We start from the raw sequence: 17,434 nt of genomic DNA on the forward strand, positions 1-17,434 counted from the left end.
TATACGAATCGTTTTCAATATGCGGGAATAAGTATTAGGTAAGTGCTTATTTTTTTAAATGAAAGGGATGGCGAGCGTGAAGTTTAGCATTCAAAACGAAATCAACCGAATCGTGAATCAATTGAAAAAAGAACAATCCCCGGATGGATCATGGCGTTACCCTTTTGAAACTGGCGTTGCCACAGATGCTTATATGATCATCTTATTACGTACGTTGGAAATAAATGATGAGGACTTAATCAAAGCGTTAGTAGAAAGAATCGAAAGTAAGCAGCAAGGGAACGGAGCGTGGAAACTTTTTGATGACGAAGGCGAAGGAAATGTAACGGCAACCGTTGAAGCATATTATGCGCTTCTCTATTCCGGATATCGCAAGAAAAACGATAAAAACATGCAAGCTGCAAAACGGCGGATTTTGGAAATGGGTGGAATAGAAAACGTGCATATGTTTGCCAAATTTATGCTTTCTTTAACAGGGCAATATCCATGGCCGAAATTTTTTCCTATTCCTGTGGAAATCGTCCTTTTGCCGCCTTCGTTTCCGATCAACTTTTGGGATTTTTCCGTCTCTGGAAGAGCCAATCTTACACCGATTTTCATTCTAGCTGACAACAAATATCGTATAAAAACGAGGAGAAGTCCAGATCTTTCGGATTTATTTGTTTCGAGATGTGAAGAAGACGATTACTGGAGATGGTTACAAATGGATCGGTCTTTTCTTTCTTATATGAAACAGGGAATCAAAAGTTTCATTGGTTTACCGGAATATATTCACACTACAGCCATTCATCATGCCAAACAATATATGTTAAGCCGTATAGAATCAGATGGAACATTCTATAGTTATTTTAGTTCTACTTTCCTTATGATTTTTGCTTTGTTATCGCTTGGGTATCCAAAAAGTCATCCAATCATTATCAAAGCGATTAATGGATTAAAGTCTTTTGTCTGCCAAATTAATGGCTATCCTCACATGCAATATACAACGGCAAATGTTTGGAACACTTCCTTAGTGAGTTATGCTTTACAAGAAGCAGGGATGTCTTCTACAGATCCCGTGGTTGAAAAAGCAAATCTCTATCTTCTTTCACGTCAACATTATCAATATGGCGATTGGGCCATTCATAATCCATACAGCTTGCCAGGAGGATGGGGGTTTTCAAACATTAATACAATAAATCCCGATGTTGATGACACAACCGCTTCTTTAAGAGCAATTCACAAATTGGTGATGAAAGAACCTTTATTTCGTCAGGCATGGGATAGAGGGATCAATTGGCTGTTCTCAATGCAAAATGACGATGGAGGTTACGGAGCATTTGAAAAGAATGTCAATAAGCGCATTTTACACCATATTCCGATTCAAGGAGCGGAGTTCTTATTAACCGATCCGTCTACCGCAGATTTAACCGGAAGAACGTTAGAGTTTTTCGGAAATTTCACCAATTTATCTAAACAACATCTAGCTATCCAACGTGGAGTAGAGTGGTTGGTGGATCATCAAGAAAAAAACGGGTCTTGGTACGGCAGATGGGGGATTTGTTATATATATGGAACATGGGCTGCTGTCACCGGGCTGATTTCAGTGGGGATTTCTCCGAAACATCCAGCCATTCAAAAAGCGGTAAAATGGTTGTTAAACATCCAAAACAACGATGGCGGGTGGGGAGAGTCATGTAAAAGCGATATAGCGAAAGCGTACGTTCCGTTAGGAGCAAGTACGTTAATACATACAGCTTGGGCATTGGATGCACTGATTGCTGTTTTTGATGAACCGATACCGGAAATTCAAGCCGGAGTCCAATTTATTCTCCAATCTGCTGAAAGGAAAGATTGGACAACTTCTTATCCAACAGGGCAGGGAATGGCAGGGGGATTTTATATTCATTATCACAGTTACCAGTATATATTTCCTTTACTAACATTAAGTCATTATCAGAAGAAATATGAAATCTCCCATGTTTGATTTTATATGTTGTTTCCCAGAACGGTCCTTAGTAATGGAGTAAAATCAGGTACACGATGGGGAGCTTCACCGTAACGGTCACAAGCTCTCCATCTTTAGTGCAAACAGAATTGATTGAAAAATGTTGTTTTCGATCTTGTTTGTATGGGCTGCTACATAAGTGTTTGACCTTACGTACATCTCACAATATCGTTTATTCGTCCATGCTATGTCCTACATGTGAGATTTGATATTTTGCTTTTGGGGCAGATTCGTAATCTCTATTTCCTTTGGAAGGAAGATTCTCATGTTGAAAGAATACCTCGATTGAAAATGAACTTTATGTTTAAGTAAATTGTTTTTCTAATGAAGTAAGGAGAAAATAACCGATAAAAACAGAAAAAAAAAACGATTTTTCTTTTCCAACGGATCTTTTCGCCGGCTCCTTCTATTTTTCAACCAGTAAGGGTTCTTCTTTTTTTATCTATCACTCGAGATTAAAATTTACAACTGTGCGTGCACTTTTTTTATGACTTTCTCTTTTGGTTTAGGTATTTTTGTAGCAAAATAAACTCCGATGAGCACTAGAGTACCGCCAATGATTTGTGATACGAGAATCTTTTCTCCTAAAATTAATGTGATGATGGCAGTAAACACCGTAATCAAATTTAAATACACACCCGCATGGCTAGGACCAACTTTTTTTACAGCCATGTTCCAAAAAGCAAAGGAACAGACCGATGGAAATAGCCACATATAGATGATTCCGGTAATCCCTTTCACACTTAATTGGGTCATATCCATCGGTTGCAAGAAAAGAAATGGAAATAAAAAAATGACACTAAGAGCAACAGAACTGGCTGTTGCTGTAATAGGAGGAACAGCTAATCTTTTTCCGATAATCGAGTAAAAGACCCAGCATAAATTAGCCGCTATCATCATTAAATCCCCGCGGTTATATGTTGTTTGAAAGATCCATTCTAAATGTCCCTTCGTTAATATGAAAAGCACTCCGATAAGGGAAAGAGCAAACCCTACAACATTAGTCCAGCTCATTCTTTCTTTCAATATAAGAAAAGAAAAAAACACCATCATAGCTGGATTCAGTGCATTTACCAAGGAAGCATTCATCGGCGATGTGTATTCTAATGCGCCGTAAAGCAAGAGGTTGTATCCGATAACACCAAGAAGCCCCATGCAACTTAATGATAACCAAGAATTTTTCAATACTTTGCGGTAATTAGGCCGTTCAACGAAATAAGAAATAGGAATGAGAAAAGCTAAGGACAAAAACCACCTAGTAAAAGTAATCCATAGTGGACTCATCTCGGAAACGACGTATTTTCCAAATACATAGTTCCCTGCCCAAAATAAATTCGCCAAAATTAAAAATATTCTCTCCCTCATAGCAAGATCCCCTATCTATTTTTAATGATATTCCCTATTTTACCAAATAACTGCCATAATGTGTTATGAAATGCATGGGATGGTGAAGAGTATAATAATGCATTAAATACCGATTTTGGTTTATATTTCTTGGACATAACAAGAAAGTTTAAGTGATTTTTACGGAAAAGGTGTTAAAGTTTAAAGTTTAAGAAGAATTCATGGTTGGAGGGAAAAGGTTGAGGCGTTATAATAAAACTAGTTTTATAACGGATTTTATGGAAGCGTTTACTGATGGTGGTAGCTACTAAGGGGGAGGGAATTTTTTGTTTATGAGCGTTATTAGGTAACATTAAGAACGGAACCCCTGTGATGAAACAGTAGAACATTGTGGTGAAGGATGAGGGCGATGAAGTTTGAAGAGAGAGTGCAAATTTATGCTCATAAGTTGAATGAGACCGATGATCAAATTGTTGACTATATCCTTAGTCATCGACAGGAAATAGTAAATATGTCGATACAGAAATTATCGCAAAATCTATATACTGTCCCGAATACAATCGTGCGACTTGCGAAAAAGTTAGGGTATAAAGGATTCTCTGAGTTAAAAACGGCTTTGGTGTTAGAAGATCGTTTAAAAACGTTCGATATCACGAAAATTTCCGATCATATATTCAAAACGTATGACATGATCGATATGGATACGATAGATATGGCTGCAAGAAAAATTTACGAGTCAAAAAGAACCCTATTTTACGGTGTGGGGGATTCTGCTTATTTTTGTGAAATGATGGCAAAAAACTTGCGATGTGTTGGGAAACAAGCAGAATTTTTTACACAGCGGCATGAGATGATTTACAGTGCCGAACATATTCAGCCTAAGGATCTTATATTTGTGATCAGTGTTTCTGGAGAGACAAAGCAAGTATTAGATGCGGTTACGATTGCCAAGCAAAAGGAAGTGTTTATTGTCAGTCTCACTCATTTAAACGAAAATTCGCTCGCCGCCTTATCGAATCTTCGCCTCTATTGTTGGGCTCCTAAACAGTTTATCAACAAGTACGAAATTACGGATCGCACGTCGTTGATGATTGTATTAAGAAAATTAAGCGAGCATTACTGGAACGGGTATCGTTAGCATGTGCATAAATACACACGGATAGTCACCATATTTGTGAATTTTGTGAAAAAATAAGAAGATTCAAATCTTCTTATTTTTTTTATTTATAATAAAAACAATACGATGGATGAAGGGAAGTGAAAACAAATGGAATTAAAGAAGTTAACGAGCGTGAACTTAATTGATGTAGATGTGGTGCTAACCGATAAAGACGAAGTCATTCGACATTTAGTAACGAAATTAGCGCACGAAGGAAAACTGTATTCAGAAGAGGAGTTTTATCGTGATGTCATGGTTCGAGAAAAGCTATCTCCAACTGGATTGGAAGCAGGGCTTGCGGTTCCGCACGGAAAGTCAAGCGCTGTCAAAACGGCTTCTTTCGCTGTGGCTAAGTTACAAAAGCCGATTGAAAATTGGGAGAGCATTGATGAAAACAATAAAGTTGATCTTGTCTTTTTGTTAGCGATTCCTAAGGAAGAAGCGGGATCAACACATATTCAATTGCTTGCTGAATTGGCAAAAAGAATTTCAAATCCGGAATATAGAAAGCGATTACAAAACTGTACAAGTGCAAAGGAATTATATGAAAACTTAGATGGCTTTCATCAAACGGATGAGGAAAATCACAGTATAAGCGAATCAACTATGATTGTTGCTGTCACGGCTTGTCCGGCAGGGATTGCCCATACGTATATGGCAGCCGAAGCTCTTCAAAGGGCTGGAAATGAAGTGGGGGTTACCGTATATGTGGAAAAGCAAGGGGCAAATGGAATTGAAGACTCTCACACAGACGAGCAATTAAGAAAAGCAGATGTAGCGATTTTTGCTGCTGATGTGGCGGTGAAAAACGAAGAAAGATTTGCTCATCTACCAATCTATCGAACAACGGTAGCCGTGCCGCTAAAAGACGCAAAAGGAGTGATCCAAAAGGCGCTCGAAACAGCGAAAAGTAAGGAGAAAACGGAGTATCAACCACAAAAAAGGGAATCTCGTGAAGATACGACGTCATGGAAAACGGAAATCAAGAATTCGATTTTAACAGGCATTTCTCATATTATACCAATTATTGTTGCTGGGGGAATGATTTTAGCTTTTACGGTTTTAGTTGCCCAAGCATTTCATTTGCAGGAATTGTATGATACGGAAAACTCATGGTTATGGATGCTCCGAAAATTGGGCGGAAATATGTTGGGAACATTGATGATTCCAGTATTATCTGCTTATATGGCTTATTCCATTTCTGACAAACCGGCGCTAGGACCGGGATTTGCGGCGGGAATCGCAGCGACCATGATTAACAGCGGATTTTTAGGTGGAATGCTAGGGGGGTTTTTAGCCGGTTATATCATTAAGTTTTTGAAGAAAAAGTTGCCGCCTAAAGGTACGTTCTCAGGCTTTATTAGCTTTTGGGTTTATCCGGTTGTAGGTTCTCTTGTCGTAGGAGCATTAATGCTTTTAGTATTTGGCAAACCGATTGCCGGATTAAACAATATATTGCTACATTGGTTAGACAACCTTTCGGGAAACAATGCGGTTGTACTGGGAACAATTTTAGGAATTATGGTCTCATTCGATTTGGGGGGACCTGTTAATAAGGCTGCCTATACGTTTTGTATCGGAGCGATGGCTAGCGGGAATTTTATTCCATATGCGGCATTTGCTTCGGTAAAAATGGTGTCGGCGTTTTCTGTAACCGCGGCAACATTATTATTTAAACATTACTTTGAAGAGTATGAGAGGGAAGTAGGGAAATCGACTTGGCTTCTAGGATTAGCAGGGATTACGGAAGGGGCTATACCGTTTATGATCGAGGATCCACTCCGGGTGATTCCATCCCTTTGTATCGGGTCAGCTGTAACAGGTGCAATTGTAACCGTTTCAAAAATTGGATTAAATGTTCCGGGAGCGGGCATTTTCTCCTTATTTGTTTTGCAAGGAGCTCCGTTGCTGAAAGCGGGGATGATTTGGCTAGGAGCTGCGTTCATCGGTGCGTTTATCTCTACGGTACTTTTAGTGGTCACTCGTATTCATAAATTAAAAAGACAACAACTGCAAGGCTAGTGAGGTGGATGTTTTGAAAAAGTATGTTCATATTGTTCCGCATATGCATTGGGACCGAGAATGGTATTTTTCGGCTGAAGAATCGAGAATTCTTCTTGTAAATAATATGGAAGAAATTTTAGATATGCTTGAAACAAATCCGGACTACCCCCATTATGTGTTGGACGGGCAAACGGTTGTGTTGGAAGACTATCTTGCCGTAAAACCAGAATATAAAAAGCGAATCCAAAAGTTAGTCCAACAAGGCAAATTAATCATAGGCCCTTGGTATACACAGACGGACGAAATGGTCGTTGGCGGGGAGTCGATTGTTCGAAACCTTTTATACGGACTAAAGGATTGCGAAGAGTTTGGAGAGCCGATGAAAATAGGTTATCTTCCGGATTCATTCGGGCAATCTTCCCAACTGCCGCAACTATTAAATGGATTTGGCATTCAGCGGGCAATTTTTTGGCGGGGAATTTCGGAAAGACACGGGACCGATCAAACGGAATTTTATTGGGCAAGCGATGAAGGGTCAAGGGTACTTGTTCAAGTATTTCCACTGGGATATGCGATAGGAAAATATCTTCCAACAGATGAAGCAAAATTAAAGAAGCGTATGGATACGTACTTTTCGGTGTTAGATCGGAGAGCGACTACCGACCATATTATTATTCCAAACGGACATGATCAAATGCCGATTCAAAAGAACATTTTTGACGTAATAGAAGTATTACGGAAATTATATCCGGAAAGAATTTTCTTTTTAAGTCGTTACGAACATATCTTTGACGAATTAGAAAAACAAGAGGGGCTGGCAACGATAAAAGGAGAGTTTTTAGACGGAAAATATATGCGAGTACATCGAAGCATTTACTCAACAAGGATGGATATTAAAGCAGCAAATACAAGAATCGAAAATAAGATAACGAATATTTTAGAACCGTTAGCTTCCATCGCGTCGATTCTTGGGTTTGCGTATCACCATAAATTAATCGAGTTAATTTGGAAAGAGATGATGAAAAATCACGCTCATGATAGTATAGGCTGTTGCTGCTCCGATAAAGTGCATCATGACATTATGTCTCGATTTTTCATAGCGGAGGAGAAAGCCGATCAACTCATTTCATTTTATATGAGAAAAATAGCGGACGCGATGCCTTGTGATCAATCATTAGATAAATTAGTTGTATATAATTTTCTTCCTTATGAAAGAAATGAACCGATTCAGGCGGAAATTACAACAAAAATAGCAAATTTCAAGTTAGTGGATGAAAACGAAAATGAAATTGATTTCGAGGTTGTGAAAAAAGAAACGATAGATCCGGGACTGGTCGATAGACAAATTGTTCATTATGGAAACTATGATCCGTTTGTTCGATATACCATTCAGTTTCAAGACGACATTCCGGCGATGGGATACAGAGCCTATTTCATAAAAGAAGCGGATATAATGATCAAGAATGTATCCGAAGAAGTAAATCAAATCGACACGGAGTTCTATTCTTTAACGGTGAATGAAAATGGTACGTTGAAGATTTATGATAAAACATTACAGCGTACGTTTGATAATGTACTATTGATAGAAGATATGGCGGACGATGGAGACGAATATGACTATTCTCCCTTACTGAACGATTTTATCGTGCTCAGTGATGATGTAAAAGCACAGTACTCCATGCGGCAGAATCAGTACTTTGCTTATGTGGATATTCATTACCAATTACCTGTACCAGCCAATATCGAAAGTCGTAAAGCAAAGCGGCGTGATAGTTTTATTGATGTCAATATTCAATTAACGGTCCCGATGAATAAACCGATCATTGATGTAAAAATGGATATTGAAAATATTGCGAAAGACCATAGAGTAAGAGCATACATTCCAACTGGAATCTCATCAACCTATGCAATAGCGGATAATCAATTCGGAAATATAAAAAGACGAGTTGTCGATCCAGCTATCGAAGTTTGGGAAATAGAAAATTGGGATGAAAGACCTGATTCGATTTATCCAATGTTAAGCTATGTGGGCTTGTCAAATGAACATTATGGAGTAGCGGTGTTAACCAACAGTACGAGAGAGTATGAAATTGTAGGAGAGCACTACGACACAATAGCGGTTACGCTTTTTAGAAGTATCGGCTATCTTGGAAAGGAAGACATAGTGAGAAGACCGGGACGACCATCGGGTATCAAAATGGAAACACCGGATTCTCAAATGATAGGAAGCAATAAAGTGCATTTTGCGATCACTACTCATCAAGGGACAACGGTACAAGCGAATGTGGCAAAGAGAGCTAAAGAATTTTTAACCCCGTTATACACGTATAATAAAATGCCGTATGATGCCATGAAGATGAATAATGTCGACTTTCATGTGCCATATCAGTATAGTTTATTTGAACAAAAAGATCCGTATATCGTCTTAAGTGCCGTCAAACGAAGCGAAGACGACTCGGGCATTATCGTTCGCTTTTACAATCCTTCTGAAGCAGAGAAAAAAGCGATATTTCAGTGGAAGGGCCCGCTTACCCAAATTCAAAAAACGAACTTAAATGAGAAGATCATTGCTTCTATTGCATACCATCCACATAAAGAATTTGAAGTGAACGTTAAACGCAATCAAGTCCAAACCGTTTTGGTTCAACTATGATCGTAAAGCCAAACAATGATTCAAAAGAAAAGCGAAATGGATCGTAATTACGTGCATTTCGCTTTTCTTATTACAACAAACCCATTGTAAGTTGAAAGAGGGAAATAAAATCACCTATGTTCCAAGAAAAAATGGAATATTTTTGACAAGCTTTCATAGAGCTTGTTTTTGCGCGCGAAATCATTATCGTCTTTTTGCAATTGTAGGCATAATGAAAAGCCCGATAAAAAAGGTGGCAATAATATATAATGTTAAATAATTGATCTTGATAAACGATTTGTGCAATACGCAATCATTGATGACTAGATATAATAGTAATAAAAAGTTGGAACATAAAAAAGTCATCAAAATTAACGTTCTTATATTGTCATTGACTCTTTCATCGTATTCTATCTCTTCCCCGCTTAATTTCTTTTTCCTCGCCTTTAATAAACGAGAAATTCCATATCCCAATAATGCGGCTAAAAAGCTTAGCCATTGAATTTCTCTAACAGCGAGACTTAAAATACCAAAAGAAATCAAAAAACTAATGAAAATACGAATATCGACCTTTTTCACTAAGCCTTACTCCCCTTTTCAATGTTCTTCAAGCCAAAAGAGTTCATCCAGCGGTTTTTCTAAGTATTTGCTTAACAATAAGCATACTTTTAAGGAAGGATTATATTTTTCAGCTTCGATTAAATGTAACGTTTGTCTTGTAATACCGGCCTTTTTCGCTAGTTCTGCTTGTGTTAAGTTTCCTTTTTCAATTCGTGCTAATTTCACTTTATTTCTAATGATTGGTTCTTGCATATAAACAATCACCTCTATATTGATTGTAACATATTTTTTACATATGTAAATTATATATTACATATTGTGAGGATGGAAAAGAAACGAAAGGTAAATAAGTATCAAAAGCATCATCTGGTTTGTTTTTCCGATTATGAATGGTATGATTGGTTTGAATGTGATTGGCAACGACAGCTAGGAAGGGGGAGAGGGATGAAGCAGCTAAGTATTCTGTCAAAAATTCAAAATCATATGGAGCGATTTTCTCCGGCGGAAAAAAAGGTAGCGATGTATATTATGGAACATGCAGAGCTCGTTCCGAATATGACAACGAAGGATATATCGAAAAATGCTGGGGCGAGTGAGGCAAGTGTTGTTCGCTTTTGCAAAACGATCGGCATAGGCAGCTTTAAAGCATTGAAATTAACCCTTGTCCGTGAGTTAACGATCGCGGATATGAACATTAACGACTTTTCCATTATTGAAAAGAAAGATACACCGTTCGACTTGTTTAATAAGGTGACGTATGTCAATAAAGCAGCTGTTGAATCAACAACAGCGACAATAGATAGAAAGGAATTAGAAAAAGCAGCGGAAGCGATGGTAAAGGCAAAAAAGATTTTATTTTACGGAGTGGGTGGGTCGGCAGCCTCTGCGTTAGATGCTTGTTATAAGTTTACAAAACTTGGGTATGTGTCAATGATGTCTCACGATTTTCATATGATGATTCCACTCATTACGAATTTGGAACCGAATGATGTCCTAGTGGCGATTTCAACATCGGGAAGAACGAAGGATGTATTGGAGATTGTTCAATTTGCGAAGAAGAAAAGCGCAACAGTCATTGCGATTACAAAACTCGATCCATCCTCTCCATTATATAAAGAAGCAGATATTAAATTATGTGTACCTGATGTGGAACAAGACCACCGAATCGGAAGTATGGCATCAAGAATGACGCAACTGAACATAATTGATGCGCTATATTTAATTACATTTCACCAGATGGGCAGTAGCGTGATTGAAAAGTTCCATGAAGCAAGAGAGGAAGTTGTTCGATTGCGAAGATAATGAAATTTTATTTCAAAAAGGCCGATATGGTTAGCACGAGAAGGGAGTAATTTACATTTCCCTTCTTTTTTTCTGGATGAAAGAATTTTCGGGGAAGATAAGAAAAAGATTGTTTTTTTATTTCGTGTTGATAAAATAAAAATATGAAATAAAATTTCAATCTGAGAAGGTGACGGCATGTTAGAACACTTAACGACAGAGCAACGTAACAAAAAAACATGGAACTTAGACGAAATGACGACAAAAGAAATTTTACAAATTATGAATGAAGAAGATCAGACGGTAGCAGTGGCTGTTTCCAAAGAACTTGACCAAATTGAAAAACTCGTTCACAAAGTGATTGCTTCTTTTCAGCAAGGTGGGCGACTCATTTATATGGGCGCTGGTACAAGCGGGCGGCTTGGCATTTTGGATGCGGTGGAATGCCCGCCGACGTTCGGGACTGACCAAAGCATGGTACAAGGATTAATCGCGGGTGGTTTGGAAGCGTTTGCAAACGCTGTTGAAGGAGCGGAAGATAACGAGGAGATGGCCGTAGAAGATTTACAGGCTATTGGTGTAACGGAAAAAGATACAGTTATTGGTATCGCAGCAAGCGGGCGTACACCGTACGTTATCAGCGGATTAAAATATGCAAAAAAAGTAGGTGCAACGACAGGAAGCCTTGCTTGTAATAAAAATGCTGAAATAAGCAAGTATGCCGATGTCAGTATTGAAGTAGAGACAGGTCCGGAAATTTTAACAGGTTCGACGCGTCTGAAAGCAGGCACAGCCCAAAAGTTCGTGTTAAATATGATTTCCACTGCATCTATGATTGGGATTGGAAAAGTGTATAAAAACCTCATGGTAGACGTACAATCTACTAATAGTAAATTAATAGAACGCTCAAAACGCATCATCATGCAAGCAACGAATGTGGATTACGAAACGGCAACGCACTATTATGAAGCTGCCCACCGTCATGTCAAAACAGCCATTATTATGATTTTACTGAAGTGCAGCTATGAAGAAGCGCTTCAAAAATTGCAGAAAGCAAATGGGTTTGTTCGCAAAGCTTTAATCTAATTATTTTTAGGGGGAGAGGATTCACATGAAACATGAGCAACGAATGGCCGTTGAGATTGTGGAGCGACTCGGAGGTGCGAACAATATTTCTAGTATAGCCCACTGCATGACACGTCTTCGTATGACCTTACGTGATGAAACAAAAGCGGATGTAGCGGGAGTGAAACAGGTAAAAGGAGTTATGGGAGTCATTGAGGATGAAACTCTGCAAATTGTAATCGGTCCTGGCATTGTCAACAAAGTCGCTATGGAAATTGGCCAATTGGCAGGGTTACATCTTGGAGAAGTGGTCGAGGAAGAAATGGACATTGCAGCTAAGAAAAAGGCAGAATTTCAGCAAAGAAATCAAGCCCCATTTAAACGTTTGCTTCGCAAGATTGGTAGCATTTTTATCCCTCTTATTCCCGGATTAGTCGCATCAGGAATCATTAATGGGATTGCGAACTTTGCGAAAAACGCAGGTGTTGCTCCAACGGAAACATGGTTACAAATTTTGCTGCTCATTGGCGGAGGGATCTTTGCTTCTTTAGGAGTGTTAGTCGGATTCAATACGGCAAAAGAGTTTGGGGGTACCCCGGTATTAGGAGCGATTGCAGGAATTTTAATTTTTAATCCAGCGCTTGCAGATATTAAACTATTTGGGGAAGCGCTTACACCTGGGCGTGGCGGATTATTTGCGGTGATGTTTGCTGCTTGGCTAATGACAGTCGTAGAAAAAAATGTCCGCAAAGTGGTTCCTAATGCTGTAGATATTATTGTGACACCATTGATTACCGTATTGGTAGTATGTCTATTAACCATTGTTGCGGTACAGCCTGTCGCCGGATTATTATCTACAGGGATTACTAGCGGAATCAAAGCGGTGCTTGATATTGGAGGTGCTGTCGCCGGGGCGATTTTAGCGGGGACTTTCTTACCGCTTGTGATGGTAGGACTGCATCATGGATTGACACCGATTCATATGGAGTTTATTAATAGCACAGGAGTCACACCGATTCTCCCGATTTTAGCCATGGCCGGAGCCGGCCAAGTGGGGGCGGCTATTGCCATTTTTGTGAAAACGAAAAATAAACGGTTACGCAATATTATTAAAGGAGCTTTGCCTGTAGGATTTTTAGGAATCGGAGAACCATTATTGTATGGGGTGACGTTACCGTTAGGAAGACCATTTCTTACAGCGTGTCTTGGAGCGGCGGTAGGAGGCGCTTTCCAAGCAGTAATGAAAACAGCTGCGCTCGGAATCGGAGTTTCCGGTTTATCACTGATTCCATTAATTGCAGAAAATAAATATATTATTTATTTCATAGGGTTGTTGATTGCCTATACATTTGGATTCATCTTCACTTATTTCTTCGGATTTAAAGAAGAAATGGCAGAAAACATGTAGCGGGAGGAGGGGCATCTCCCTCCTATTTCTGCGAATGGAGGAGGCTTCATGCTTGGAATCTCTATTTATTTATCCAGCCAAACGATGAAAAAGAATGAAGTATGGATTCACAAAGCCAAAACGTTTGGATTTCGGGCAATTTTTACTTCTCTTCATATTCCTGAAGATGATCCGGGGGTGTATAAAGATCTTCTGCGAACGATTGGAAATGAAGCGAAACGGCATGGAATGGAATTGATAGCCGATGTTTCTCCGAAGTCGTTTCAATATGTAGGAATCCGTCCGTGCGACCTTAGTATATTAGTAGACTGGGGAGTATCTGGTTTGCGGCTAGATGATGGCTTTTCCGCTGAGGAAGTGGCTCAGTTTTCACAAATAATAAAAGTAGCGTTGAACGCTAGCACGATTTCAGAAGAAGAGCTGCAATTACTAAAATCTCATCGCTTGCATTGGGACAATGTGGAGGCGTGGCATAATTTTTATCCTCGTCCGGAAACCGGGCTATCGAAAGATTACATGATAAGAAAGAATGAGCGTTTACGGCAATTTGGAATCGGAACGATCGCAGCATTTATCCCGGGAAACAAGGAAAAGAGAGGGCCTTTATACAAAGGACTGCCTACATTAGAAAAACATCGTAATATAGAACCGGTTTATGCTTATTTAGAATTAGTGAGAGACTGCGATATCGATAAAGTATTGATTGGCGATATAAGCATGACCGATGAAACATTGAGACGAATGTCTGAAGTGCATAAGGGAATCATCCCGCTTAGATATAAGCCGAGAGTTGTGCAAGAGGACATGTTATCGATGATCGAAACCGTTCATACGAACCGCCTTGACCCTGCTAGAGATGTAATTCGTTCGATCGAATCACGTTCATCTATATTGTGGCCGGATGACCTATTAGCACCTTCGAATACGGTAAGAAGGCGGAAAGGAAGTGTTACGATTGATAATACGTTATACGGAAGGTATGCAGGAGAATTACAAATTACGTTAGCCGATTTGCCGCAAGATGAAAAAGTTAATGTTGTCGGCTGCATTATAGAAGAGGATTTGCCTCTTCTTTCCTATGTAAAAGAAGGTCAAGCGTTTCGACTAGTGAGGGTAGAATAAATGGTTCTATGTATACGCTGATGTTAAATATTTGAAATAATCAAGCAAAATCCTTCCCAAAAAATCATAAAAATTTTATAATAATTTTGTCTATTATTTTAGATAAATTTGGAAGGGAGAGAGGGGTAGATGAAATATCGCAAACTCGGAAGAACGGGGTTAAAAGTAAGTGAGATTAGCTTAGGAAGCTGGCTTACATACGGAAACTCCATTGAAAAAGAAGCAGCAATAAAAACGATTGATAAAGCGTATGAGCTCGGAATTAATTCTTTTGATACGGCAAATGTGTACGCAAACGGCGAAGCAGAAAAGATTGTCGGCGAAGCATTGCGAAAATACCCAAGAGAATCTTATGTTATTGCAACGAAAGTATTCTGGCCTATGGGAGACGGCCCGAATGATCGTGGGCTTTCAAGAAAGCATGTGTTCGAGCAGCTTCATGCAAGCTTAAAACGCCTAAATTTAGATTATGTCGATATTTACTATTGCCATCGTTATGACACAGAAACGCCAGTTGACGAAACATTGCGAACGATTGACGATCTTGTTCGTCAAGGAAAAGTATTGTATGTCGGTGTCAGCGAATGGACGGCTCAACAAATCCAAGAAGCTCTAGGCACGGCAGATAAATATTTACTTGACCGGATTGTTGTCAATCAGCCTGTTTACAATATGTTAAACCGTTATATTGAAAAAGAAGTCATCCCTGTTTGCGAACAAAATGGCATTAGTCAAATTGTGTTTTCGCCATTAGCTCAAGGAGTGCTGACGGGGAAATATAAAAGAGGCGAAAAAGTTCCTGAAGGAAGCCGTGCGAGCGATCCAAAATCTAATAAGTTTATCAATGATTTGTTGAAAGACGACGTATTAATAAAGGTCGAACAATTACAAACGCTTGCGAACGAATTAGGGATTAAGCTTTCACAATTAGCACTAGCGTGGGTGTTGCGTCAGCCGAACGTTGCCAGTGCATTAATTGGGGCAAGCAAACCAGAACAAGTCGAAGAAAATGTCAAAGCAGTGGATGTTGAACTATCAGATGAAGTCATTGAAAAAATTGAAGAGATTCTTGCGTAAACATAAAAAGAGGCAAACCTAATGGTTGCCTCTTTTTATGTTTAGGATAGAATATTTAATGGCATGAGCCTATCTCATATGTATCGCTATTCGTTCATTCCATATATATGTTTCCCCGGCATATTGATGGCAAGTCCCCTTTTTTAAAAAATGACAATAATGTGTCGGACAAAATGATATTTACTTTTTATTGAATATATGATGTAAGCGCTTTAAGATAGAGGTACAGTATATAGAAAAGGAGAAATGCAACATGACTCATACAACAGAAAATCAGTCTAGTTTTCGTGTAAAGGTTCAACGCTTTGGAAGTTATTTAAGCGGAATGATCATGCCGAATATCGGTGCGTTTATTGCTTGGGGAATTATCACTGCATTATTTATTCCGGCAGGATGGATACCGAATGAAGCATTTGCTAAGCTTGTCAGTCCGATGATTACGTATTTGCTGCCATTATTAATCGGTTATACAGGCGGTAAAATGATTCATGATGTTCGCGGCGGTGTTGTTGGTGCGACTGCGACGATGGGGGTTATTGTCGGTTCTGACATTCCCATGTTTCTTGGGGCTATGATTATGGGACCACTTGGTGGCTACCTCATTAAAAAATTTGACCAACTTATTCAAGGGAAAGTCAAACAAGGATTTGAAATGTTAGTAAACAACTTCTCAGCCGGAATTATTGGTGGAATTTTAACGTTAGTGGCTTTCAAAGGAGTTGGGCCGATTGTTTTAGGATTGAACAAAACGCTAGCTGCTGGTGTTGAGACAATTATCAATCTCAAATTATTGCCGTTAGCAAATATTTTTATTGAACCTGCGAAGGTCTTATTTTTGAATAATGCGATTAATCACGGAATTTTAAGCCCGCTTGGCATCGAGCAGGCAACAAAAACAGGCAAATCGATTCTATTCTTACTTGAAACAAACCCGGGCCCAGGTCTTGGTATTTTGCTTGCTTATTGGTTATTTGGCAAAGGAACAGCTAAACAGTCGGCTCCAGGGGCTGCGATCATTCATTTTCTCGGCGGTATTCATGAAATTTACTTCCCATATATTTTAATGAAACCGGTTTTAATTTTAGCAGCCATGGCAGGGGGAGTAAGCGGTGTTTTAACGTTTACTGTTTTCCATGCAGGGCTAGTAGCGGTTCCATCACCTGGAAGTATTTTCGCCTTGTTAGCGATGACGCCAAGAGGAAATTATCTCGGAGTATTGGCAGGAGTATTTGTCGCGGCAGCTGTCTCTTTCTTTGTGGCATCTATCTTTTTGAAATCTACTAAAAATACAGAAGAGGAAGATTTGAATAAAGCCGCTGAAAAAATGCAGCAATTAAAAGGGAAAAAGAGCGATGTTGTGGCTTCGCTACAACAAAAAGAAGCGACTGTCCCATCAAAAGTGAAAAAAATTGTTTTTGCTTGTGATGCAGGGATGGGTTCAAGTGCTATGGGAGCTTCGATTATGCGAAATAAGGTACAGAAAGCGGGATTGGACATTCAAGTAACGAATACCGCTATCAACCAACTTCCGGGAGATGCTGATATTGTGATTACCCATAAAAATTTAACAGAACGTGCGAAAGAGAAATTACCAAACGCTTTCCATGTTTCGGTTGAAAATTTCCTAAATAGCCCGAAATATGATGAGTTAATCGAAAGTTTGAAAGAAAGTCGCGAATAGGGGAGAAAAAGGCTTCCCCTATTCGTTATGTTTTTAGCCGTTCATGATTTATTAAAAAATGGCAACAATAAGGAAGACGAAAAAGGAATATCTATTTGTTGTAATAGAGAGAG

Annotated in this window: 13 protein-coding genes; 10 read left to right on the forward strand and 3 right to left on the reverse strand. The window is 39.1% G+C overall.

The genetic code is table 11. The features are described from left to right. Window positions 1–67 precede the first annotated feature (67 nt). Window positions 68–1,966 carry a squalene--hopene cyclase gene (gene shc / locus ISX45_RS04965; protein ID WP_194520120.1) on the forward strand — a complete coding sequence of 633 codons (1,899 nt, stop codon included), beginning with the start codon at window positions 68–70 and terminating at the stop codon, window positions 1,964–1,966. A gap of 483 nt (window positions 1,967–2,449) precedes the next feature. Here the strand turns inward: shc and ISX45_RS04970 are convergent, their stop codons facing one another. Continuing rightward, window positions 2,450–3,352, reverse strand: a complete 903-nt coding sequence (locus ISX45_RS04970; protein ID WP_194520121.1) for a DMT family transporter — start codon at window positions 3,350–3,352, stop codon at window positions 2,450–2,452. A gap of 388 nt (window positions 3,353–3,740) precedes the next feature. On the opposite strand from ISX45_RS04970, the gene ISX45_RS04975 reads away from it, so the two are divergent. From ISX45_RS04975 to mngB, 3 genes are all read left to right on the forward strand, one after another. After that, window positions 3,741–4,469 carry a MurR/RpiR family transcriptional regulator gene (locus ISX45_RS04975; RefSeq protein WP_194520122.1) on the forward strand — a complete coding sequence of 243 codons (729 nt, stop codon included), beginning with the start codon at window positions 3,741–3,743 and terminating at the stop codon, window positions 4,467–4,469. 129 nt (window positions 4,470–4,598) lie between these two features. Beyond that, a complete protein-coding gene (gene mngA, locus ISX45_RS04980; protein ID WP_194520123.1) occupies window positions 4,599–6,512 on the forward strand; it encodes a PTS 2-O-a-mannosyl-D-glycerate transporter subunit IIABC in 1,914 nt (637 codons plus the stop codon). Between the two features lie 13 nt (window positions 6,513–6,525). Beyond that, window positions 6,526–9,147, forward strand: a complete 2,622-nt coding sequence (gene mngB / locus ISX45_RS04985; RefSeq protein ID WP_194520124.1) for a mannosylglycerate hydrolase — start codon at window positions 6,526–6,528, stop codon at window positions 9,145–9,147. 183 nt (window positions 9,148–9,330) lie between these two features. Here the strand turns inward: mngB and ISX45_RS04990 are convergent, their stop codons facing one another. Beyond that, entirely contained in the window at window positions 9,331–9,705 is a 375-nt protein-coding gene (locus tag ISX45_RS04990) for a hypothetical protein (protein WP_194520125.1), read from the reverse strand. 18 nt (window positions 9,706–9,723) lie between these two features. Beyond that, window positions 9,724–9,939, reverse strand: coding sequence for a helix-turn-helix transcriptional regulator (locus ISX45_RS04995; protein WP_181556851.1), 216 nt, complete (start codon window positions 9,937–9,939; stop codon window positions 9,724–9,726). A gap of 192 nt (window positions 9,940–10,131) precedes the next feature. Here ISX45_RS04995 and ISX45_RS05000 point away from each other — a divergent pair, with 192 nt between their 5' ends. The 6 genes from ISX45_RS05000 to ISX45_RS05025 all read left to right on the forward strand — a co-directional run bounded on the left by ISX45_RS05000 (window position 10,132) and on the right by ISX45_RS05025 (window position 17,321). Beyond that, complete coding sequence (locus ISX45_RS05000) at window positions 10,132–10,989, forward strand: MurR/RpiR family transcriptional regulator (RefSeq protein ID WP_194520126.1); 858 nt, start codon at window positions 10,132–10,134, stop codon at window positions 10,987–10,989. A gap of 177 nt (window positions 10,990–11,166) precedes the next feature. Continuing rightward, window positions 11,167–12,054: an N-acetylmuramic acid 6-phosphate etherase gene (murQ, locus tag ISX45_RS05005; RefSeq protein ID WP_194520127.1), complete on the forward strand. Its 888-nt coding sequence runs from the start codon at window positions 11,167–11,169 to the stop codon at window positions 12,052–12,054. 25 nt (window positions 12,055–12,079) lie between these two features. After that, window positions 12,080–13,441: a PTS transporter subunit EIIC gene (locus ISX45_RS05010; RefSeq protein ID WP_181556854.1), complete on the forward strand. Its 1,362-nt coding sequence runs from the start codon at window positions 12,080–12,082 to the stop codon at window positions 13,439–13,441. Window positions 13,442–13,489: 48 nt separating this feature from the next. After that, window positions 13,490–14,563, forward strand: a complete 1,074-nt coding sequence (locus ISX45_RS05015; protein ID WP_194520128.1) for a DUF871 domain-containing protein — start codon at window positions 13,490–13,492, stop codon at window positions 14,561–14,563. A 129-nt stretch (window positions 14,564–14,692) separates the two neighbouring features. Further along, window positions 14,693–15,640: an aldo/keto reductase family protein gene (locus tag ISX45_RS05020; RefSeq protein ID WP_181556856.1), complete on the forward strand. Its 948-nt coding sequence runs from the start codon at window positions 14,693–14,695 to the stop codon at window positions 15,638–15,640. A gap of 253 nt (window positions 15,641–15,893) precedes the next feature. Further along, window positions 15,894–17,321 (forward strand): PTS mannitol transporter subunit IIBC, encoded by a 1,428-nt coding sequence (locus tag ISX45_RS05025; protein WP_181556857.1) that lies wholly within the window; start codon window positions 15,894–15,896, stop codon window positions 17,319–17,321. The last annotated feature ends 113 nt before the right edge of the window (window positions 17,322–17,434 follow it).

The sequence above is a fragment of the Thermaerobacillus caldiproteolyticus genome, from assembly GCF_015326725.1.
Taxonomy (GTDB): Bacteria; Bacillota; Bacilli; order Bacillales; family Anoxybacillaceae; genus Thermaerobacillus; species Thermaerobacillus caldiproteolyticus.

Excerpts from the sequence above, each read along its gene's own strand:
- shc (WP_194520120.1), top strand. The coding sequence starts at position 68 with ATGGCGAGCGTGAAGTTTAGCATTCAAAACGAAATCAACCGAATCGTG.
- ISX45_RS04970 (WP_194520121.1), bottom strand. The coding sequence starts at position 3,352 with ATGAGGGAGAGAATATTTTTAATTTTGGCGAATTTATTTTGGGCAGGG.
- ISX45_RS04975 (WP_194520122.1), top strand. The coding sequence starts at position 3,741 with ATGAAGTTTGAAGAGAGAGTGCAAATTTATGCTCATAAGTTGAATGAG.
- mngA (WP_194520123.1), top strand. The coding sequence starts at position 4,599 with ATGGAATTAAAGAAGTTAACGAGCGTGAACTTAATTGATGTAGATGTG.
- ISX45_RS04995 (WP_181556851.1), bottom strand. The coding sequence starts at position 9,939 with ATGCAAGAACCAATCATTAGAAATAAAGTGAAATTAGCACGAATTGAA.
- ISX45_RS05000 (WP_194520126.1), top strand. The coding sequence starts at position 10,132 with ATGAAGCAGCTAAGTATTCTGTCAAAAATTCAAAATCATATGGAGCGA.
- murQ (WP_194520127.1), top strand. The coding sequence starts at position 11,167 with ATGTTAGAACACTTAACGACAGAGCAACGTAACAAAAAAACATGGAAC.
- ISX45_RS05010 (WP_181556854.1), top strand. The coding sequence starts at position 12,080 with ATGAAACATGAGCAACGAATGGCCGTTGAGATTGTGGAGCGACTCGGA.
- ISX45_RS05015 (WP_194520128.1), top strand. The coding sequence starts at position 13,490 with ATGCTTGGAATCTCTATTTATTTATCCAGCCAAACGATGAAAAAGAAT.
- ISX45_RS05020 (WP_181556856.1), top strand. The coding sequence starts at position 14,693 with ATGAAATATCGCAAACTCGGAAGAACGGGGTTAAAAGTAAGTGAGATT.
- ISX45_RS05025 (WP_181556857.1), top strand. The coding sequence starts at position 15,894 with ATGACTCATACAACAGAAAATCAGTCTAGTTTTCGTGTAAAGGTTCAA.